The sequence below is a fragment of the Pedobacter sp. UYP1 genome (genome assembly GCF_040547305.1).
In the GTDB taxonomy this organism is placed as follows: Bacteria; Bacteroidota; Bacteroidia; order Sphingobacteriales; family Sphingobacteriaceae; genus Pedobacter.
The window spans coordinates 70,526-89,644 of sequence record NZ_JBEPPL010000009.1; the positions used below are offsets into that span (position 1 = coordinate 70,526).

Consider the following 19,119-nt stretch of genomic DNA (forward strand, 5'->3'; position numbering starts at 1 on the left):
TCTAATTAATTTTTAGCGTAAAAAGAATAGACTTTAGGAAAGTCAGGTCTTTTTAAAAAGAGTTATTGACAAAATCACCTTTTTCTAAAACTATCTGGTTTCCCCAGCTGGTAATTGTTTCCAGGACTGGTATAAATGTTTTTCCAAAACCTGTTAGACTATAAACAACTTTAATAGGAGGTTTTTTGCCATATACTTTCCTGAATACTAAACCGTCCTTTTCTAATTGTTTTAATTGTAAGCTCAATGTCATTTCGGTAATATTTGGTATTTCTTTGCGAAGCTCGCTATACCGTTTTTCGGCATCTTTTAAATGATAAAGAATTACCGCTTTCCATTTGCCACCTATCAGATCCATCGCGAGACTTATCGTGCATGGATAAACTTTTCCCATTAGTTTTACGTAATCGCCAATACATTCTGTTTTCATCCTGCATTTTTTTTAACCTATCTGTTTGGATAGTTATTGCAAATGTAGTGGGCTAAAAATACTTTTGCAACTATAATATTTATAGTATAAGGTTTCACTTAAATAATAAAAGAATGGTATCGGATTTAAAAGTAAATAGAGCATTGAAACAAGAAGATAAACCGCTGATTACCATAGTCGGTGTTTTGGGTAAACAAGGACGCAGTGCTGCGCATACTTTATTACAGAGCGGGTGTTATCGGGTACGCGGAATTACCCGGCGCATTGATTCACCAGAGGCGATCTGTTTGGCCGGACAGGGAGCTGAACTTCTAAGTTTACCACTTAACCTGGGTTATCAAAAAGAATTTGTTGAAGCATTTCGTGGCTCGGATGGTATTTTCATGATGACGCCAAGTATTGTCCCTCCGCAAACTCACGAGATAGAGTTGGGTAAACAGTTAGCAGACGCAGCGGTTGAAGCAGGCGTACAGCATATCATTTTTAGCAGTTTGGAAAATGTAGACAAAATTACGCAAGGGAAAAAGTTTGCTCCTCATTTTACAGATAAGGCTATGATTGAAGAATATATCTGCACGCTTCCAATTACAAGCTCATTTATCTGCATGGCTTTTTTTTATACTAATTTTATGGAGTTTTACACTCCTGTTATAGAAGGGGATACACTTGTATTTCCTATTTATTTACCAAAGGATTTTCATGCACCATTTGTTGATCCCCTTACTGCCACAGGGCCAGCCGTTTTGGAGATTTTTTCTAATCCAGATCAATATGCCGGTAAGTCATTGCCAGTAATTGGCGATATTATTTCACCTCAGCAAATGGTAGACACTTTTGTTCGGGTCACGGGCAAGAAAGCTATTTATAGTTCTGCCTTCACACGGGATAATATGCTTCATTATTTTCCTGATTTTGCCTCAAATGAGCTTTTAGTGCGTGAGATTCTGGGTATGGCAGAGTACGCAGTTGAATATGGTTATTTCGGTAAAGACCGTGACTTGCTATGGAGTCGTAAAATAAATCAGCATAGCCTTAATTGGGAACAGTTTCTTCGCAGTACTGGTTGGAAAGGTGAACAAATTACCTGTTAATCGGTTTTAAAAAGCCATTTTTTTGTAACAGAAGAACGGCTTTTTAAAACCAATTGATGGGATAATTTTAAGATACTTAAATAGCCTTAGCCATGACCAAATTTCCAAAGTAAACCATTGCATCCGAGCTGTAATCGAAAGGCGCACTCAGGTAAAAATATTTTATGGTTCCCTTTTTAAACATACGGGTGTCCACCACTTTTGATTTATTGATATAGACCCGCATGTTTTCCCCTTCTACGGCTATGGCAACATGGATCAGTGCATTGGCATAATTGTTTAAAGGAAAGCTAAGCTGATTCGAAATTTTGGTGTCGCTGCTTGAATTATTAACTTCCTTATTCCAGAAATGAAGTTGCGATTCGGTAATAGCATTGCTATTGTAAGCATCTGAAATATACTCTCTATTGGAATTATCCTTCGCAAAGCCAAACTGCATAGCTCCAATATCCTTTACTTCGGTACTTCTGGTAATCAGGTCAAACTCGATTGTGAAATTACCCGGCATAGCAAGCAAATTTTCTAAACGATAAGTTGTTCTGGGAGAAAGGGCAAGCCATTTTCCTGGAACATCCGAAATAGTGGTTACGCTGCCTGTTCCGCTTGTTTTCCAGTGGCTGGCCATCCGTCCTGCAGGATCAGAAGAGAAGTTATCAGCAAAAAATACGTTGCTTGCAGGAGTAAATGAATAAACTTCTTCGATATTGGGTAATTTACTCCCTGAATTACCTGTTTGAGAACTACTAGTGCTGGAGGTTTTTGTATTTGTACCTGTATTGCCATTGATCACATCGTCTACTTTTTTATCTACTTTATCCTGAATCTTCTGCTGTATCTTTTTAAAAAACTGGGCATGTGATTGCTGTGTAATTAATGTAGAAGCGATCAGTACACTGTATATTAATATTTTATGTTTCATGTTTTATTGTAAGCCTGGTAAGAGATTACTCAAATTTACGTAGTACGAAACTAGAAAGACATCAGCATATCAAGCCGATTTGTATCCGGGGCGATCCGTTTTGAATTTAACAAAGCTGGCATTGTAATTGGCTTTCCAAGTACTATAAATTATTTAAGTAACTCATTAAACTTATCTTTTTGTGTTGAGATACCGGAATTTCTAAATCACCTTCCAGCATCAGGAAGTTGTTCTTCTTTTTGAACGTCCTTATAAATTGGAGATTGATCAGGTAAGACTGGTGCACGCGCATAAATCCCAGTGGAGTAAGCTGATTATCGTATTCTTTGATGGGCTGCGAAACCAGGATGCAAGCTCCGTTTTGCAATCTGAAGCGGGTATAACTGTTATCTGCCTCCAGGGCCAGAATATCTGCAATCTGGATTACGAAGATTTCTTCAAGGGTCTTCAAAACGATTTTCTTTGCTTGTTTTACCTGCTGATTGTGATTATAGAAAAAGGTTTCCAGCTGCTTATGGTACTGGCTGTTATTAATGTCTCTGAGCGCTCTATCTATTGCAACGATCAAATCGGCTGGTAGGTAGGGTTTTAATAAAAAATCTATCGCACTGAACCGGAAAGCCTGTACGGCATACCCTGCAAAGGCGGTAATAAAAATTACACTGAATTTCACAGTTGTTTCTTCTGTAATTGCCTTCAGCCAGTCAAAACAATTACCATCGGGTAAATTTACATCGAGAATAAATAGTGTTTGCTGCTGTTGTTTAAAGGACAAATCTGCCTCCGCAAGATTTTTGCATGGATATATATCCAGTTCAGGATAGTTTATTTTCATGGTTTGCTTTATGAAATCAAGTGCAGCAGGATCATCCTCCAGTAACAGGCAGGAAATTCCCATGGTTTGTATAATGCTCATTTTAGTTATTGAATTTGAAATGTACTGATGTGCCCGGGTAATCTACAGCTGTCGAGCCTGGGTGTTGTATGGATAACTGAATGCATTGCCGCCGCTCTTTATTGAGTTCCGTTATGCGCTGTTCCAAAATTGTCATGCCCATTGAGCGGTGAAGGGAATTGTTGCTATAGTCGGGTATTTCTTGAAAATTGTTTCCGTTATCCTTGATCCAGATATGCAGGCTCTGTTGTTGCAATTCAAAACGTATCAGAATTTTCCCCTGAGGATGATTTTTAACCCCATGTACCACCGCATTTTCTACAAAAGGCTGCAATAGCATGACTGGAATCTCCATCATTTCAGGTTCAATACCTGGTCCTGTTTCTATCCGGTAGCTGAAGGATGAATCCTTTGCCAACTGCTGAAGATGCAGGTAATGTTCCAGCATTTCAATTTCCTGAGCTAAAGGAATAAGATCCCTGTCAGAATTTTCAAGGATTAGCCTGATTAGCCGGCTAAAGCTTTCCAGGTAGTCCATAGAATGTTGCTGGTCTTTGCTGTGGATAAAATGTTGTACAGACTGGAGCGCATTGAAAATAAAATGAGGATTAAGCTGCAGCAAGAGCATCTGCCGTTTAAGCTGTGATTTTTCGAGTGCTTCTTTTACATTGTGATTTTTTATCCGCATATAAAGCAGTATCGAAATGAAAAGCGCAATGATTACTGCCGCCAGAATAAGGTAAGTTTGCTCACGCAACTGTAGTTTCTGTAGTATATTTTCCTTTTGAAGTGCATTGATTTTCCCTTCTTTTTGAGCAGATTCATAGGATGCAGTCAGCTCAGCCACCTTATTATCATAATTTAAACGGGTAAGAGAATCGCTGATACTGTTATACTGCTCCATGTACTTCAAAGCTGCGGGAAGCTCATGTATAGCTTTAGAGGCATTGTAAAGATTAAAATAGAGTTGCTTTTTTTCCAGCGGGTTAGCTGCAGGTAATGCAGTCTGATAATAACTGATCGCTGCTGTATTTTTACCGGTTTGCGCCAATGTATATCCCAGGTTATTCAGTGTAATAACCGAAACGGGTTGTTTGAGCTGAGTTCTTATAAGAATACTTCTTTTACTGGCATTTATAGCTTTTGTCCATTGCTTTTTTTTAAGGAAGTAATTACCCAGGTTAGTTTGTAGTACAGCCTCCATGGGTAGATCAGCTAGTTTTTCGGCAAGCTTAATGGCCGCGCTGAAACTTTTCAGAGCATTGTTATCTTCGGCTAATTCTACATATACACCAGCAATATTTGATAATGTTTTTAGATGATCTGAATTACCTTCTTTGTTGATTGATAGGGACTTGAGGTAGTATTCTTTTCCTTTAGGCAGATTCTTCAAAATAGCATACAGGGTTCCTATATTCGTATAAACTTTACTGATCGCTAATGGATTCTGAATGGAATCCAGGTTGTCAAGGCTTAAAAAATATTCTTGCAGTGCTTTATCAATATTTCGCTGACTCAGATTTAAATTACCAGAGGTAGCGTAAAGTTTGGCTATAAGTTCCTTGTTTTTAGTTTTTCTGTTTTTAGAAATGAGCTGATCAAGCAGGGTACTGGCAGCCTTGAAGTTTTTCTCACCAATCAGTTTATTTACCGCATTAATCTCTGGATACTCCTGAGGTACTTTAGCTTTTGAAAATGCGGGTTCAGCAAAAAGCAAAAGTAATGTAAAGAAAAATTGTAAAGTCCTGGATAACATAGCCGTTTTTTATAATTCAAACCTAATCTAAAAAAACTAATAGCCAAAACTGACAGGCTGCAAGAGGATTTCAGGGGCTCGTCTGTACCTGTAAAAAGGGGGCATATGGTCAGAAATACAACAAAGCTGCCTTTTAAAACAGCTTTGTTGCGAGAAAGAATTATTTGTATTTAATAAACGTTGCCCGGATTTTCTTTTCTTTTATATCGGTAGTAGTGTTAGATGAAAAACCCGTTGCTTTATTCTCCTTTTTTGTACTTACAGTCCCGCTACCGGAGCTGGTTGTAGCAACAACTTCATCATCCATTGTAAAGATTACACCATCAGCACCTTTCTTTTTCGCCAGTTCGATTATTTTTGCCTGGGTCTTTTCCAACGAACGAAAACCTTTATCGAGTTCAGTTTTTCCCATAACGGTATATCCCTTTGTTACGTCAGCAATTGCATAGAACTCATCTACAGTTTGTGTTGGTGTAAACGTTTTTCCGAAATACTTTTGTGCATATGTATTACTCAAAAAAAACATTCCAAATAATAAGATTAAAATTGACTTCTTCATATTTCTAAGATTAGATTTTTAATTATAATACAAAGGTGCATTGTTCCCCGATTGAGAAAAGTCAGTTTTCAGTTGAAGCGATTAAATTTGAGGGTGAAGTGTCAGATTGCCAATTTAAACTGATCAGGCAGCACAACTCACAAGGGAAGTGGTTCGAAAAGCATTCAACTGAACCTGATGTTTAAAAAGGCACTTTTCTTTTAAGAAAAGTGCCTTTTCTTGTAATAATAAATTACTGAAGAGTAAGAGAAAGGCATTTGCCGCTTTCTCTTATCCGGTATTGAATAATGATATCAGAACCTATTTTGTTGCATAGTTAAGGTAACCGCCATCTACAACGATCTCTGTTCCTGTAATGAAACTCGCAGCATCAGAAGCCAGGAATAACACTGTTTTTGCAATTTCATCTGGGTCACCAATTCTTTGCAGCGCTGTAGCACCGGCCAAAAACTCTTTAGCTTCTACGGGAACGGCATTTTCTAAACCAGGGGTTAAAATAGGCCCTGGGCTAACAATGTTTACACGGATTTTTCTTCCCGCCAGCTCATTTGCTGCAATTTGGGCAATTTTATTCAATGCTCCTTTGGTCGCAGAATATACGCTGGCTCCCGAATTTGCAGCTGTGGCAACCGTTGAAGAGGTGAATACTACTGCTGCTCCATCTGCCAGGTATGGAAGTAATTTTTGCAAGGTGAAGAAATGACCTTTTACATTGGTATTGAATTGTGCATCAAAATTTGCCTCAGTTACTTTTTCTATTGGCTCAAATGTTGCAATTCCCGCGTTCAGGAAAAGGACATTTAATTTGTTTCCACTTTCTGCAACTGCTTTTTCGAGGATCGAAATGTCTTCGGGTTTTGAAGTGTCTGATACTACGGTAAATAATTTGGGGTTGTTTATTTCTGTGGCTGCCTTTTGTAGATTTTCTGCGTTTCTTCCTGTAATCCACACGTTTGCGCCTGCGCTGATAAATGCTTTTGCTGTTGCCAAGCCTATTCCGGTAGTTCCACCTGTAATAACGACGTTTTTATTTGTAAAGTCCATGATTAGATTTTTAAATATTTATAGTGCAAAGTTAGAACAGGTTAATTTATTTAGGTTACTTTGTAACGAAAAGTAACAGTAACTTTTGGGTAACAAAGTAACTTATGACTGAAAACGAATGCCAATTAGGGCACAAAAGAGAGATTATGGCTGTCCACGATGCGATGGACATTTTGTATGGGAAATGGAAAATCTCCATCATTTCTTCCATTTGCTATTATAACAAAAGAAGATTTTCTGACATTCTGAATGATGTAGAAGGAATATCAAACAAAATGTTGAGTAAAGAATTAAAGGAGCTGGAGATCAATAAATTGATAACACGAACTGTGTTAAATACTCAGCCGATAGCTGTTCAATATCAATTAACAGAATATGGCATGACGTTAAAGACGATCATCAATAACCTGGCAGAGTGGGGAATAGAGCATCGTAAAGTAATTACGGGTAGATAAATCCTGAAGGAAATTGATAACCTGAAAAGCTATTTAGACTTATTCCATATGAAAATTTATATTTGCCCTGTTTATAGGTAAGAAACTGATTTGTGAAATTTCTAAGAGCTAATAAGGATTATAAATTACTGAACTTAGATCTCATTTTTTTATGCGTTTTCTTATCCTGCTCAATGATGGATTTGTTATACCTAAAAAAGAGGAAATGTGGTAGGAGGGAATACGCTCTACGATATTTGGGTGTTCTTCCAGTAGCCTCAGGTATCGTTCCTCATGGGAGAAAAAGACAAATTCCTCAGTGCGTGTCTGCGCATAAGAAAAAAACAGTTCGGCCAGAAGCCTGCCGAATTTTGCCCAATTTGAGTTCGCTTCTTCGGCAATGTCCTTATCTGTCATAGCAGCAAAATTCCGCAGATGCTGGGTTATGATTTCATTTTTGTCATTCATGATAGGGTTATTAATAATACAAAACTGCCTTTTGTTAAAGGTAGCATTTGGCAAACACGTCAAATTTCAGCAATCAATTCCGATAGGATTTTAACTTAAGTTAATTTTTAACCTTAATGCTTCAGTTTCAAGATTGCAATTTGCAAAAAGAAGTGGGATTAACTTGATATTTCATCAAGCTATACAGATTCGAAGTGCCATAACTCCCACAGAGAATCAGACGCCCCGTGTCGCTGCTGAATTTATCTGATTGCTTAACCGGCAATTTCCAGTTGATCTGCCATTACAAACCATAGTGCTTAAGAAACCTGCTGATTATGCGAATCGTATCGCAGTGCATATTAACCATTTGAATACAGCTATTCAAAAAGTTACTGGTAAATCGACAACAACACATATTAATGAGCGACTGTTTGCAGAGACTAAATCACTACCTGGGTTACACAGATTATACGGTAGCCGAGATAGCATCTGGTCTTGGCTATGAATACCAAAGTTATTTCAGCCGGTTTTTTAAGAAGTATGCTGGAATTACGCCATCCGTCCTTCAATTTAATTACTAGTCTTCTGACCAGTGGTGATAGTTTCCAGATTAATTGACTGTTTTAATAATTTTGATACCCTGGATATTTACTATGAATACGTTTATTTGCAATTCATTTTAGCTTTGCGTTATAAATAAATGTAATTATGGTAAATATCCAGGTACCAGAAATTTTAACAAGTCACCAGCAGTTGGCCACAAAAGATGTTTCTTTTGTGTATTTTAACGAATTTACGCCTGTTGGAAGAAACTTGATCACCTTTAATAAATGCGCTATAAGTTTTATTCTAAGTGGGCAAAAAGAACTTTATCGTGGTGCTGAATGTACCTTTGTTAGTGAACAGGAAGGAATATTAATTCCAAATGGAAATGCGATTATAGCCGAAAGACAACTAAACACAGAAAAGTATAGTAGTTTAGTTGTATTCTTTCCTGCACAACTGGCACAAACATTTATAGAAAAATACCTGACCAACAGGCTGGATGCTCAATATCTGGATGAAGCATACGAAAAAGGTGCTTTTTTAAAGTTTCAGCAAACACCTTATATTACAGTATATCTCGATGGGTTAATTCAATTGATAAAGATGGGGGTGTCTGTGCCGTCAGCTTTGTTATTGCACAAATTAGAAGAACTTTTTATTCTCCTTATGGAAAGCTTTTCAGCACAACTTTACCAGATTTTCAGGCCGGTGGTATCGGACAATGGGAATAGACTCAGAGAAATTGTGGAGGCCAATATCATAAAAAATCTGACCCTGATTGAATTGGCATTTCTTGCCAATCGCAGTCTTGCTACGTTTAAACGTGATTTTGAAAAGGAGTATCATGTTTCACCTGGAAAGTATATTAGGGAGAGGAAGCTGGATGTTGCCCAACATCAATTGAAAGGAGGGACTTCTGTAAATGAAATCTACCTTCAATTGGGATACGATAACGTGTCAAATTTTGCGGCGGCTTTTAAAAAGAGATTCGGTTTGTCTCCTGTTATTTATCAGGCCAAAATGAAAAATTGAGCTAAAAACACTATATTTTGAACTCAATTCACTAGGGTATATCTTGATCATAGCAGATTTTTGTACTAGGATGAACAAGAATATAATAACAACAATATACCTGATATCAGGCTCCTGCCAGGTTTTTTACAATCAATACTCGTTTACAGCAAAAGATAATTAGTATGGAAAATATCAAAGAACAATTCGACAGTATATCCAGACAGTATGACGAACAAAGAAAACACCTGATTCCCTGTTTTCATGATTTTTATACCAGCTGCCTACCCATTATCGATACATTATCCACAGCAAAAACTGTTTTGGATATCGGGGCAGGAACCGGCCTTTTCTCTCAGTTTATCTATGAGCAAAGAAATGATCTGCATTTCACCTTAATTGATATTTCTACGGAAATGCTGTCTGTTGCAAAAGAACGCTTTAATGGATTGAATAATTTTGAGTTCCTGGAACATGATTTTTCAGTCGGGCCGATTTCTGAAAAATATGATCTCATCATTTCGGCATTGGCTATCCACCATCTGGAAGATGAACAGAAAGCAACACTTTATCAAACTGTTTTTAATGCTCTTAATACCGGAGGGATATTCATCAATGCGGATCAGGTTGAAGGACATACACCATGGTTTGACAACTATTATAAATCAAACTGGAAAGAGACTGTGCTCAATTCTGGTCTTGATCAGCAGGCTATAGACCGCGCTTTTGAAAGAATCAAACTGGATAAATTTGCCAAACTTGAAACACAATTGCAAATGCTTGAAAATGCAGGATTTTCACAAACAGATTGTATTTACAAGTACAATAATTTTGTGGTGATGTCTGCGATAAAAACGGTCTGAGAAAGTATTTGAAGACTAATGTGGTTTGAATTAGCTAAGTAAATAAGCATAGATCTGAATTAACGAAAATTTGCAGAATGAAAAGCCGCTTTTATTTATAGAAAAGCGGCTTTTCATTCTGCTATCTTACTACAGTAGCTTCCAGTTCAACCGTCAGCGTTGCAAAAAGACCTTTAACTTCTAGTAGGGTGGTGGCTTGTTTTATACCATACTTCTGTAAAAACTCCTGATATACAGCTGTACATGTACTGAAAAAATCTTGTACAGAGGTCGTATAAACATTCAAACGAACGATGCCGGCACAATCATATCCAGCGCTCTGTATTAGTTCTTCCAGGTTATGAATAGTAAGGATAAGTTGAGTTCTCATATCTGCCGTGCTTGGTTGTCCGTTCACATCTATTGCTGCTTGTCCTGAGCAATAAAGCGTACTCTCCACATTTTTGACCTCAACTGCTTGTACTGAATTCGTGTATTCTCCCCATTTCCACGGGTCAATTGATCTTTTTTCCATTGTTTTTGATTTAAGTATTGTTTATTTCTACAAACCTAAACCCTGGTAGTGACAACCGTTTGTCACACTAAAAAGCCTTATTGTTTTTTATTCGCATATGCTATGGTTTTTATGCACATATGCTATAATTACTTGTATTTAATAATCGTTGTGACATACTGTTGTCACTGGTATCCCTAAATTTGTTAATATCAAAACCGATCGTTCCAATAAATACCTGAGGCAATAGCTATGGAAAACAAATCAACGATATATCCAGCAGATAATAAGCAATGGCGGGAATGGCTTGCATTAAACCATTTAGAATGTAAAGGCGTTTGGCTAATTTATAATAAGAAGATTAAAGGAAAGGAATTACCGGGACTATCCTGGAGCGAAGCTGTAGATACAGCGCTTTGTTTTGGTTGGATAGATAGTAAAAAACTGCCTGTCGATGAAAAGACATTTATGCAGTTTTTCTCCAAAAGGAAGCCTAAAAGTGGTTGGTCGAGGATTAATAAGGAAAAGGTTAGAAATTTAATTGATCTTGGACTAATGACTGATGCCGGCTTGAAAACTATTAAAGCGGCAAAACAGGATGGATCCTGGAAAGCGCTGGATGCTGTAGAAAGACTTACTGTACCTAAAGACCTGGCTTTAATGCTGGAAGCGCACAGCAATTGCAATTTTTTTTTTACTTCACTTAGTAATTCGGTTAAAAAAGCTATTTTTTATTGGCTCTTGTCTGCCAAAAAGGAGGAAACAAGAAATCGGCGGGTTGCTGAAATCATCAGGTTTACAAGCGAAGGCAAACTGCCTGAACAGTTTTCATAATGAAGAAGGATGGATAACATAAAAAAATTTGAGAGGATAGTTCATATATTTTTTCTGCTTCAATCGAGGTCTGTCATACCAATCGAAGAATTGATGGAGAAATTTCAGGTAACCAAGAGAACGATATATAGGGATCTAAGTATGCTTGAGCGTGTGGGAATTCCAATGGTTCATAACCCTGGAGCTGGTTATTCAATCGTTGATAGTTTCAGACTGCCTCCAGCCAGGTTTACCGAAGGAGAAGTCTTGAGTGTAATGATTGCAGAAAAAATTATGCGCAATCATGAAACTGAATCCGTCCGAAGAAATTTCGAGCAGGTTCTGACTAAGATCAAGAGCTCATTCCATAACTACCAGAAAAGTGAAATTCTGCATCTACAGGATAAACTCCTCATTAAGGAGAAATTTGATTCAAAAGACTATGTTCCCAATATCATGGACACTTTACTTAAAAGTTCTGTCCAGAAGAAGCTAACCGGGATTTTATATAGAAATGCAAAAGGTGATCAACCAAGTTTCAGGACGGTAGAGCCAATTGGTGTTTTCAATGAAAATGGCAATTGGTACCTTTTAGCCTTTTGCCATTCCAGATGCGATTATAGGAATTTCAGATTGGATAGAATACAAAAATTAGATGTTCTGGAGAAATATTTTGAGAAAGAGCACCTTTCAGTAAGCGAATTAAATAAACGCTATCACTCCCAGTACTTTACAGAAATTACAGTTAGTATTGATAAAAAATACGCGCATTTTTTATCATCTGAACGAGATAACTTTGGTTACGTTAAAGAAACTATAATTGGTGAAACTGTAGTCCTGAATTTTAATTGCAAAACTCATCCGACATCGTTCGTAAGGTGGTTCTTAAGATTTATCGATGTCGGGGAGATTATAGAGCCAGCCTATCTTAAAGAAGAACTATTTGTCATATTGAAGGCGGGTACAGTGAGGATGGATAAGTATCATGTGTGAAAATATTCTCCTGATTATAATGATGGTACTCTTTGGGGTAAAAAGATTCTGAATGTAAATGTGTCTACATGCTGCAATTGTATTTATTTCTGATATTAATTAACATTATGATTCAACTGAGGGTACCTGTTTTTCTGGAAATATTAATGAAGCAATTACAGATATGACTAGTATTCCACCCACAATACCTAAAGAAATTGGAGAGGAGATATGAAGCCATGGTGATATTAACATCTTTACTCCAATAAATGTCAATACTACAGATAGCCCATAAGGGAGTTTACTGAACATATGGATAAAATTCGACAACAAAAAGTATAAGGAACGTAAACCAAGGATGGCAAAAATATTAGAGGTATACAGAATGAATGGGTCTTTAGAAATTGCAAAAATCGCCGGAATAGAATCGACAGCAAATAAAACATCAGTAAACTCAATTACAGCAACGACAACTAACAAAGGAGTAGCTATTTTTATACCCTTTTGAATGGTGAAAAACTTGTCTCCATCATAATTATCACTCACTTTAAATAGTCTTTTAACCAATTTTGCTCCAGCGGAATTATTGAAATCCTGTTCTTCACCGTCATCTCCACCGCCCCATGATTTTATCCCAGCGTAGATTAAAAAGAAGCCAAATAAAGTCAATACAATATTTAACTCAACTAACTTCCCAAATATTTTCATTTCAGGCAGAAAGGTTAAGTTTATAATTCCAACGCCAGCAAATATGAATAACGCTCTGAAAACCAATGCACCTAATATTCCCCAGAATAAGACCTTATGATGTAAAGCCCTGGATACTTTGAAGTACGAAAATACAAGGATAAACACGAATAAATTGTCAACAGATAGTGCTTTTTCTATCCAGTAAGCTGCTTGGAATTGAGTGAACTTTTCAATTGCTAAATCATGTCCGCCGGCATCCTGGTTAAATACCCAATAAATAATCCCCGAAAAAGCCATGGACAGCGATATCCAGACGATAGTCCATATGGTCGCTTCTTTTGAAGTAACTGCCTGGCTTTTTTTATTGAATACCCCAAGGTCTAATAGGAGCATAAACACTATCGTTATCATGAAACCCCAAACCAGTCCGGGATGTAATTCTAAAATACTTGTTTTCATTTTTGCTTTACTTTATAATTTATAGATTAGCTATTGAGATGACGGCCACCCGTCCATTTTCTTCTTTTGAGAGTACTAGCTGCTTGCCATTGGTTAATTCGACCATAGAGCCGATAGGTACTTCTTTGTCTTCTGTTTTATCTTTCAACGTTTTGAGGTTCTGATTAACAAAAAGCCACTTTCCATTATGAAAGGAAAAGTAGCCCACAGGTTTTTTATCCACCTCAGTCAATCTCTCATTTCTTATAATAGACCTGTTGGCGTGCCAATTGTGGAGCGTTGAATTGTTGTAAACAACTAAACGCTGGTTTTCAGGCTTCCAGACATTTGGTTTGAATTGATAGTAGAAATCCAGCACTGGAATAGCATGTTTGTACTTTGTACCGCAAAATGGACAACAGGTGTTATTGGTATTGTTGTAAATGAACCACTTTTGTTCACAGGATAAATTACTGCATTCTAATTTTAAGTCATTTGTCTTAATCAATGCTTGTTCCCAGGCCTCTGCTGGTGGGCGTTCCATAGGTTGATGTAAACCTTTTATGAATGCTTGTTCAAATAATTCTTTAAGGTAAGGTCCTGTGATTGTATAAGGTGTTTTTTGCAGGTCAGTCCAGGGAGCGAATTTTTGTAAGTTATCACCGTATTCTCGTTTGAAATTTCGGTTTTTAGGGTCTGTAGGGTTCTCTACAAACAATGCTTTCGCACCCATAAGCAGATCTTCCTCTTTTTCTGTCTCCATCGCCCCGAAATAATTACCGCCCCTTAAAGGGTGCCGGTACAATAGATACATGTAAATCAGTACAGCAAGGGCATGAAGGTCTGTAAGACGATTCGGTAATTTCCTATCTGGATCATTCTTACCCAGATGTTTTGTAGCTAGTACCTCTGGAGCTATAAAATCAGCTGTGCCAATTACATCAGGAGGAAATAATCCAGGAACAACTAATCCGTCAATATCAATAATTGCAGCAGTTTTACTTACAGGGTCGATAAGAACATTTTTGTAAGATAGATCCGAGTGTGCCAGACCCGCTGCATGTAAACGCTTTACGCCTCTTGCGATATGAACACAAACCTGAAAATAACTTAACCAATTTCCCAGTTCAGAAGGATCTAATTTTGTTCGTGATTGATCAGCTCTAAATTTAGCACTGGCAAACCATTTCCCTTCCTTTTCTCCTCCTTTAAGAATGTCATTGTTTGAATATCCCTTTTTAAAGAAGAAATTTTTATTGTAAAAAGGTACAATTATACCTGTTCTTTCTCCTTCAACAACTACATCAGTGGGCCAGGAGAAAAGTTCTTTATAGAAAGCTCCGCTAACAGGTTCTTTAATAAAAAAGCTATCAAAATATTGAGTCGCAATTCTTTTCAATCGTTCTTTTGAATTGAAGTCTTGCGGATCTCTATAAAATGCCACCACATATTTTTTGTCTGGACTGAAGTAAACATCCTTCATTCCACCCTGCTTTGGCTGTCCATTATCCAGGTATTGATAAGTTTTTCCAGGAGTAATGATAGATTGTACTTTTTTGGTACTCATGATTTTAGTTTAAAAGATGATTGCCATTGTTCTGTCATCGTGGTTTCCTGCACTCCAGAAATCCATCCACGCTGAAAATTGACGCGCTATTTCTCCATTTTCTGAAGAAAGTCTGACTTTGATCTCATCCTCATTTTTTCCTTCAAGATCCCTTATGAAGTCTATCCATTTTTCATGTTTTTCCAAATTGGCTTCCACAACAAACTTGGGATCGTAAATACCATCGGTCATGAGGAACAGATAACTAAAATCTGGTATTATTTTAAAGTTAAATCTTGAGGCCATTGGATGTTCTTTGGAATGGAAAATATCTGCTTGGGTTACAAACCTTGTGCCTCCACCAAATTCACCTACATCCAACCAATTCAATAAACTCGTTTCGGTTTGCTCTTTATTCATCAAGGCTATTGGGCAGTCTCCAACTCCGAAAGTCATAATCACATAGCCAAAGGCAAACTTTTTGAACAAAGCAAAAATCAAGGTCGAATGAAAGTATTCTATTGGACCTTTGGCTTTACGATTATTGAACAATTCAGGGTTTGATTTTTGGGTCTCTTCGGCTAAGTCTTTGATTTGATGATGTGCGAATAATACAGCTCTGTAAAGATTCTGTTTTGAAAGCACCTCAATTTCTTTTAACAAATTCTCATCTTTAGATTTGTTATATTCCATAAGTTGGTTTTCGAATTCAAGAAATGAATCTTTTTCCAACTGGTTTTCGAAATAATCTATAACTGATAAACAAGCCAGTTGAGAGCCTTGTCTGGAGAGTGGATAACTACCTGCTCCATCTGAAACAGCAACAATAGACCAGCCGATAGCTTCTATGTGTTTGAAAGAAAAGTCATCATCCCGGAAAGAACCTGCGTTTTCATGTGAGCGTCCTCTTTTTGAAGCTACTACGATATGTTTTTCGCCAATTTTCCCTGAGGTCTCTATATCATCTTCTTTCCAGAATATAGCCTCTTTATTACTTGGTATATCCTTCCAAAGCGTTTTTGGATCGGCATTTATAATTAAAGGGATATTCTTTTCATTTATTTCCGAATCTTCAGTCTGTCCGTCGATCTTAAAAATCAGTTTAAAATTTAACTCTCCGCTTTGAATAGGTGTGCCTTCAATACTATGGAGTTCTTTATTGAACGCCAATCCTATTTCTTCAAGACCTTGCCATTCTTCGGTAATTAAATCATCAACACCAAGTTGTTTAAAGTTTATCTTAGCTTGATATGGTTTACCTGCGGTGGCATTTGGAAGAGGTATTTTTAAGGTAATAATATCGGCAATTCGATTTTTAATCCTCCATTTGTCTACTAAATACTTTTGCTGCGCTGTTATTATTTTCACAGCGTCTGCATTAGCTTCATCTTGTGCAAATTCATCAAATAATTGTTGTTTGGTATTGTCAATCATTACTGCTTTGGCTGTAAAAAGATTTTCTATATAGGATTTTGTTTCTGTCATATCTTTTAATGAATAATTACCAATGTTTGATTAAGATCAGCTGACTAAATGTACTTCTGATGGGGGCGGAGGTAAGGTTAGGTTAGCCGTTGTTCCTATGCTTTTGCTTCCTTGCTCAATTGTATCCGAAACCCATTTGAAAAACTGTTTTAAGGTAGAGCTGTCTGCAGTGTCTAAATGAACCACATCATTTGTAAGTGCTAAGAGTTTTTGATCATCAGCGGTATTACCTGCTGCACAAGCCACGATAGTACCGAAGTTTAAGGATTTGATTTTTGGAACCATTTGTGCGTACAACTGCAAATCCGAGGGTTTCCCATCTGTAAAAATAAATAGGAGAGGTCTCCAATCACCTTTTTGTGTGGGTGAACCTCTCCTGATTTCCTTGTTTGCTTTATCATATAAAACCTCTAATGCCATCCCGGTAAAGGTGGGCCCGCTTGGAGGACAGATAATTTCGGGTAGCTGAAAGGACTCTAGTGCTGTTAAAGGAACAACTTCCTTAACTTCTCTGTCAAATGTGATCATACTAATCCATAGTGTTTCTGCAGCTTGTGCATCAGCACGCAAATTATTAATCATGCCACTTAAAGCATTATTGAGCGCTTGAATAGGCTCACCAGTCATTGAACCGGAGGTATCTAATAAAAAATAAACGGGTAATCTTCTCATCCTATTTTTTTCCGAATAACATTTTTGAAAACAGACTTCCTATTTTTCTCTCCATCCCTTGTTTCGTCGTTGGTATTCCTGTGTTTCTGGCAAAACTTTGTCTCGCTGAGGTTATGCCAAGGGCTCTTTTCCAGGAAAAAGAGAGGCCATACATTTTAAATGCCATAGTTGATTGAATTAACTCAGACTACGATGTTCAATTCTGATGGGGGAGGTGGCAGTTCATTTAAGCCGGTGGCCTCTTTTCCGGAATCCTCAACTTTAGTAGAGGAGACCCCGATAGATGCCGTAACCCAAGCAAAGAATTTGGCGATACTTTGGCTATCAGCTGTATCCAGGCTTACTACATTCTCTGTAATCTGTTTTAATACTTCAGTATCGGCACCAGCTCCTGCAGCACAAGCTATAGTATAAGCTGTTTTGCGCTTCTGAAATTCTCTTAATCCACTTTGCCAGTCATCGGTAGGAATACCATCTGTCATGATAAAGACTAATGGTTTCCAGTCACCTTTGGTTTCTGCAGTTGTTTTGGCTACCTCATTGTCTATACAATTGCTTACTACTTTCAAAGCGTCGCCAAGTGCAGTGGTGCCTGAGGCTCTGATGTCTAACATTTGGAAAGCTCCTAAATCTGTTAACGGGATGATTTGTCTTGCTGTGCTATCAAAAGTAATTATACTTATAAAAGCCGTTTCGATAGCCTGTGGGTTTTGGCGCAATGAACTAATCATTACCTGAACACCATTTTTTACAGCTTCAATAGGTTCTCCGCTCATTGAACCTGAGGTGTCTAATAAAAGATATACGGGTAGTCTTCTCATGTTACAGGTAATTTTGTGCTACAGTTTTTATAGTTTCTTCTAATCCTTTATCTTTGGTAGGTTCTCCAATGGCATTGAATTTCCATTCGTTATTCTTTATATATAATGTGCCAAGAACCATGGACACATGCCCTGCAAATCCTTCCCCCTTTACAATATCATAACCAGCGAAAACTTCATTTACTTTTGTTGGTGTGCCTTCGTAAATACGGATAGTGGCAAAGGGGATTTTTCCGAAATCGTGTCCTCTAAAGCTATTTAAGACAAAAGCAACGTAACTGACGTTTGTATTTAATTTGTTGAAATTTACAGTGATGATCTCATTGTCTAACCCGTCATCCCCATCCATATCACCTGTTAGATCATCACCGCTATGTTTGATCGCACCGTCTTTTGAATTTAAACTTCCAAAATAAATTGTATCGATTCTGTTTTTTGAACTGTCAAATAGCACGCAGCTTGCATCTAAATCCACAGCTTCTTTCGTTGTTCCACCTAACCAGCTTTTGTTTTCGATGGCCCCCCAATTTATACCAACGCAGATATTCTGAATTTTGGTTCCATTGTTTTTCTGGAGATTTATCCTTTGACCTTTTTGTAAGTTAATTGCCATATGCTCTTAATTATACTTGTTTGAATAATCTTGTAATCCACCCTTCATCCCCATTCCAACAGCTTCGAATTTCCAGGCACCACCTTTTCTGTATATTCTCCCAAATTCGACTGCGGTTTCAATAGAAAAGTCTTCGTCTAATTCAAATCTCAATACTTCTTCGCTGGTCAATGTATCTACTATCCTAATAAAGGAATTTCTCACCTGACCAAAGTTCTGTCCTCTGGTTTCTGCATCGTGAATGGTCACCACAATATTTATCTCAGATGCTTCTGCTTCGATCTTCGACAAATCAACTATCACTTGCTCATCGTCGCCATCGCCGTCACCAGTTAGATTATCCCCTGTGTGTTCCACTGCATTATTCGGGCTTTTCAGGTTGTTGTAGAATATAAAATGTTCATCAGATAATGTTTTCTTATTTTCTCCTAAAATGAATACCGACACATCCAGATCATATGAATTTCCGGTAGCTGAACCATTGATGTCCCAGCCTAATCCAATAATGAATTTTTGTGCGTTAATTGTTTCTCTTTGACCTTTTTGCAGATTAATAGACATAATTTATAATTTTATAA

The 19,119-nt window shown here is 37.4% G+C and carries 23 protein-coding genes; 7 read left to right on the top strand and 16 right to left on the bottom strand.

Annotation, left to right across the window (positions count from 1 at the left end; genetic code table 11):
• Window positions 1-52 precede the first annotated feature (52 nt).
• Window positions 53-430, bottom strand: a complete 378-nt coding sequence (locus tag ABIB30_RS17470) for a winged helix-turn-helix transcriptional regulator (protein ID WP_354304204.1) — start codon at window positions 428-430, stop codon at window positions 53-55.
• Window positions 431-543: 113 nt separating this feature from the next.
• Between ABIB30_RS17470 and ABIB30_RS17475 the strand changes: the two genes are divergently transcribed.
• The gene (locus ABIB30_RS17475) at window positions 544-1,521 is read left to right on the top strand and encodes an NmrA/HSCARG family protein (RefSeq protein ID WP_354304206.1); all 978 of its coding nucleotides are present in this window, start codon (window positions 544-546) and stop codon (window positions 1,519-1,521) included.
• A 76-nt stretch (window positions 1,522-1,597) separates the two neighbouring features.
• Here ABIB30_RS17475 and ABIB30_RS17480 read toward each other — a convergent pair whose 3' ends face one another.
• The 5 genes from ABIB30_RS17480 to ABIB30_RS17500 form a co-directional block, all read right to left on the bottom strand.
• The gene (locus ABIB30_RS17480; protein WP_354304208.1) at window positions 1,598-2,440 is read right to left on the bottom strand and encodes a hypothetical protein; all 843 of its coding nucleotides are present in this window, start codon (window positions 2,438-2,440) and stop codon (window positions 1,598-1,600) included.
• A 142-nt stretch (window positions 2,441-2,582) separates the two neighbouring features.
• Entirely contained in the window at window positions 2,583-3,356 is a 774-nt protein-coding gene (locus ABIB30_RS17485; protein ID WP_354304210.1) for a LytR/AlgR family response regulator transcription factor, read from the bottom strand.
• A 1-nt stretch (window position 3,357) separates the two neighbouring features.
• Entirely contained in the window at window positions 3,358-5,091 is a 1,734-nt protein-coding gene (locus tag ABIB30_RS17490) for a tetratricopeptide repeat-containing sensor histidine kinase (protein WP_354304212.1), read from the bottom strand.
• Between the two features lie 160 nt (window positions 5,092-5,251).
• Window positions 5,252-5,650 carry a hypothetical protein gene (locus tag ABIB30_RS17495; RefSeq protein ID WP_354304214.1) on the bottom strand — a complete coding sequence of 133 codons (399 nt, stop codon included), beginning with the start codon at window positions 5,648-5,650 and terminating at the stop codon, window positions 5,252-5,254.
• 300 nt (window positions 5,651-5,950) lie between these two features.
• Window positions 5,951-6,694, bottom strand: coding sequence for an SDR family oxidoreductase (locus ABIB30_RS17500; protein ID WP_354304216.1), 744 nt, complete (start codon window positions 6,692-6,694; stop codon window positions 5,951-5,953).
• A 104-nt stretch (window positions 6,695-6,798) separates the two neighbouring features.
• Between ABIB30_RS17500 and ABIB30_RS17505 the strand changes: the two genes are divergently transcribed.
• A complete protein-coding gene (locus tag ABIB30_RS17505) occupies window positions 6,799-7,149 on the top strand; it encodes a winged helix-turn-helix transcriptional regulator (protein ID WP_354304218.1) in 351 nt (116 codons plus the stop codon).
• Between the two features lie 141 nt (window positions 7,150-7,290).
• Here ABIB30_RS17505 and ABIB30_RS17510 read toward each other — a convergent pair whose 3' ends face one another.
• Complete coding sequence (locus ABIB30_RS17510) at window positions 7,291-7,596, bottom strand: cyclic nucleotide-binding domain-containing protein (RefSeq protein WP_354304220.1); 306 nt, start codon at window positions 7,594-7,596, stop codon at window positions 7,291-7,293.
• Between the two features lie 401 nt (window positions 7,597-7,997).
• Between ABIB30_RS17510 and ABIB30_RS17515 the strand changes: the two genes are divergently transcribed.
• The 3 genes from ABIB30_RS17515 (at window position 7,998) to ABIB30_RS17525 (ending at window position 9,998) form a co-directional block, all read left to right on the top strand.
• The gene (locus tag ABIB30_RS17515) at window positions 7,998-8,159 is read left to right on the top strand and encodes a helix-turn-helix domain-containing protein (RefSeq protein WP_354304222.1); all 162 of its coding nucleotides are present in this window, start codon (window positions 7,998-8,000) and stop codon (window positions 8,157-8,159) included.
• A gap of 127 nt (window positions 8,160-8,286) precedes the next feature.
• Window positions 8,287-9,156 (top strand): helix-turn-helix domain-containing protein, encoded by an 870-nt coding sequence (locus ABIB30_RS17520; RefSeq protein WP_354304223.1) that lies wholly within the window; start codon window positions 8,287-8,289, stop codon window positions 9,154-9,156.
• A gap of 164 nt (window positions 9,157-9,320) precedes the next feature.
• Complete coding sequence (locus tag ABIB30_RS17525) at window positions 9,321-9,998, top strand: class I SAM-dependent methyltransferase (RefSeq protein WP_354304225.1); 678 nt, start codon at window positions 9,321-9,323, stop codon at window positions 9,996-9,998.
• 121 nt (window positions 9,999-10,119) lie between these two features.
• Here ABIB30_RS17525 and ABIB30_RS17530 read toward each other — a convergent pair whose 3' ends face one another.
• A complete protein-coding gene (locus tag ABIB30_RS17530; protein WP_354304227.1) occupies window positions 10,120-10,512 on the bottom strand; it encodes a RidA family protein in 393 nt (130 codons plus the stop codon).
• Window positions 10,513-10,743: 231 nt separating this feature from the next.
• On the opposite strand from ABIB30_RS17530, the gene ABIB30_RS17535 reads away from it, so the two are divergent.
• On the top strand, window positions 10,744-11,325 hold the full coding sequence (locus ABIB30_RS17535) for a YdeI/OmpD-associated family protein (protein ID WP_354304229.1): 582 nt from the start codon (window positions 10,744-10,746) through the stop codon (window positions 11,323-11,325).
• Window positions 11,326-11,334: 9 nt separating this feature from the next.
• Window positions 11,335-12,297, top strand: a complete 963-nt coding sequence (locus tag ABIB30_RS17540; protein ID WP_354304231.1) for a helix-turn-helix transcriptional regulator — start codon at window positions 11,335-11,337, stop codon at window positions 12,295-12,297.
• 105 nt (window positions 12,298-12,402) lie between these two features.
• On the opposite strand, the gene ABIB30_RS17545 is transcribed toward ABIB30_RS17540, so the two are convergent.
• Genes ABIB30_RS17545 through ABIB30_RS17580 form a run of 8 tightly spaced genes read right to left on the bottom strand, consistent with a single transcriptional unit; the run spans window position 12,403 to window position 19,102 of the window.
• Entirely contained in the window at window positions 12,403-13,425 is a 1,023-nt protein-coding gene (locus ABIB30_RS17545; RefSeq protein WP_354304233.1) for a TerC/Alx family metal homeostasis membrane protein, read from the bottom strand.
• Between the two features lie 19 nt (window positions 13,426-13,444).
• On the bottom strand, window positions 13,445-14,971 hold the full coding sequence (locus ABIB30_RS17550; RefSeq protein WP_354304235.1) for a helix-hairpin-helix domain-containing protein: 1,527 nt from the start codon (window positions 14,969-14,971) through the stop codon (window positions 13,445-13,447).
• Between the two features lie 9 nt (window positions 14,972-14,980).
• Window positions 14,981-16,435, bottom strand: a complete 1,455-nt coding sequence (locus ABIB30_RS17555; RefSeq protein ID WP_354304237.1) for a PP2C family serine/threonine-protein phosphatase — start codon at window positions 16,433-16,435, stop codon at window positions 14,981-14,983.
• Between the two features lie 36 nt (window positions 16,436-16,471).
• Window positions 16,472-17,107 (bottom strand): vWA domain-containing protein, encoded by a 636-nt coding sequence (locus tag ABIB30_RS17560; protein ID WP_354304239.1) that lies wholly within the window; start codon window positions 17,105-17,107, stop codon window positions 16,472-16,474.
• Between the two features lies 1 nt (window position 17,108).
• Complete coding sequence (locus tag ABIB30_RS17565) at window positions 17,109-17,273, bottom strand: hypothetical protein (protein ID WP_354304241.1); 165 nt, start codon at window positions 17,271-17,273, stop codon at window positions 17,109-17,111.
• Window positions 17,274-17,289: 16 nt separating this feature from the next.
• On the bottom strand, window positions 17,290-17,928 hold the full coding sequence (locus ABIB30_RS17570) for a vWA domain-containing protein (protein WP_354304243.1): 639 nt from the start codon (window positions 17,926-17,928) through the stop codon (window positions 17,290-17,292).
• Between the two features lies 1 nt (window position 17,929).
• On the bottom strand, window positions 17,930-18,541 hold the full coding sequence (locus tag ABIB30_RS17575; protein WP_354304245.1) for a TerD family protein: 612 nt from the start codon (window positions 18,539-18,541) through the stop codon (window positions 17,930-17,932).
• A 6-nt stretch (window positions 18,542-18,547) separates the two neighbouring features.
• On the bottom strand, window positions 18,548-19,102 hold the full coding sequence (locus ABIB30_RS17580; RefSeq protein WP_502931093.1) for a TerD family protein: 555 nt from the start codon (window positions 19,100-19,102) through the stop codon (window positions 18,548-18,550).
• Between the last annotated feature and the right edge of the window lie 17 nt (window positions 19,103-19,119).

Bases quoted from the DNA above. Each gene is read 5' to 3' on its own strand.
- ABIB30_RS17470 (WP_354304204.1), bottom strand. From the start codon at position 430: ATGAAAACAGAATGTATTGGCGATTACGTAAAACTAATGGGAAAAGTT.
- ABIB30_RS17475 (WP_354304206.1), top strand. From the start codon at position 544: ATGGTATCGGATTTAAAAGTAAATAGAGCATTGAAACAAGAAGATAAA.
- ABIB30_RS17480 (WP_354304208.1), bottom strand. From the start codon at position 2,440: ATGAAACATAAAATATTAATATACAGTGTACTGATCGCTTCTACATTA.
- ABIB30_RS17485 (WP_354304210.1), bottom strand. From the start codon at position 3,356: ATGAGCATTATACAAACCATGGGAATTTCCTGCCTGTTACTGGAGGAT.
- ABIB30_RS17490 (WP_354304212.1), bottom strand. From the start codon at position 5,091: ATGTTATCCAGGACTTTACAATTTTTCTTTACATTACTTTTGCTTTTT.
- ABIB30_RS17495 (WP_354304214.1), bottom strand. From the start codon at position 5,650: ATGAAGAAGTCAATTTTAATCTTATTATTTGGAATGTTTTTTTTGAGT.
- ABIB30_RS17500 (WP_354304216.1), bottom strand. From the start codon at position 6,694: ATGGACTTTACAAATAAAAACGTCGTTATTACAGGTGGAACTACCGGA.
- ABIB30_RS17505 (WP_354304218.1), top strand. From the start codon at position 6,799: ATGACTGAAAACGAATGCCAATTAGGGCACAAAAGAGAGATTATGGCT.
- ABIB30_RS17510 (WP_354304220.1), bottom strand. From the start codon at position 7,596: ATGAATGACAAAAATGAAATCATAACCCAGCATCTGCGGAATTTTGCT.
- ABIB30_RS17515 (WP_354304222.1), top strand. From the start codon at position 7,998: ATGAGCGACTGTTTGCAGAGACTAAATCACTACCTGGGTTACACAGAT.
- ABIB30_RS17520 (WP_354304223.1), top strand. From the start codon at position 8,287: ATGGTAAATATCCAGGTACCAGAAATTTTAACAAGTCACCAGCAGTTG.
- ABIB30_RS17525 (WP_354304225.1), top strand. From the start codon at position 9,321: ATGGAAAATATCAAAGAACAATTCGACAGTATATCCAGACAGTATGAC.
- ABIB30_RS17530 (WP_354304227.1), bottom strand. From the start codon at position 10,512: ATGGAAAAAAGATCAATTGACCCGTGGAAATGGGGAGAATACACGAAT.
- ABIB30_RS17535 (WP_354304229.1), top strand. From the start codon at position 10,744: ATGGAAAACAAATCAACGATATATCCAGCAGATAATAAGCAATGGCGG.
- ABIB30_RS17540 (WP_354304231.1), top strand. From the start codon at position 11,335: ATGGATAACATAAAAAAATTTGAGAGGATAGTTCATATATTTTTTCTG.
- ABIB30_RS17545 (WP_354304233.1), bottom strand. From the start codon at position 13,425: ATGAAAACAAGTATTTTAGAATTACATCCCGGACTGGTTTGGGGTTTC.
- ABIB30_RS17550 (WP_354304235.1), bottom strand. From the start codon at position 14,971: ATGAGTACCAAAAAAGTACAATCTATCATTACTCCTGGAAAAACTTAT.
- ABIB30_RS17555 (WP_354304237.1), bottom strand. From the start codon at position 16,435: ATGACAGAAACAAAATCCTATATAGAAAATCTTTTTACAGCCAAAGCA.
- ABIB30_RS17560 (WP_354304239.1), bottom strand. From the start codon at position 17,107: ATGAGAAGATTACCCGTTTATTTTTTATTAGATACCTCCGGTTCAATG.
- ABIB30_RS17565 (WP_354304241.1), bottom strand. From the start codon at position 17,273: ATGGCATTTAAAATGTATGGCCTCTCTTTTTCCTGGAAAAGAGCCCTT.
- ABIB30_RS17570 (WP_354304243.1), bottom strand. From the start codon at position 17,928: ATGAGAAGACTACCCGTATATCTTTTATTAGACACCTCAGGTTCAATG.
- ABIB30_RS17575 (WP_354304245.1), bottom strand. From the start codon at position 18,541: ATGGCAATTAACTTACAAAAAGGTCAAAGGATAAATCTCCAGAAAAAC.
- ABIB30_RS17580 (WP_502931093.1), bottom strand. From the start codon at position 19,102: ATGTCTATTAATCTGCAAAAAGGTCAAAGAGAAACAATTAACGCACAA.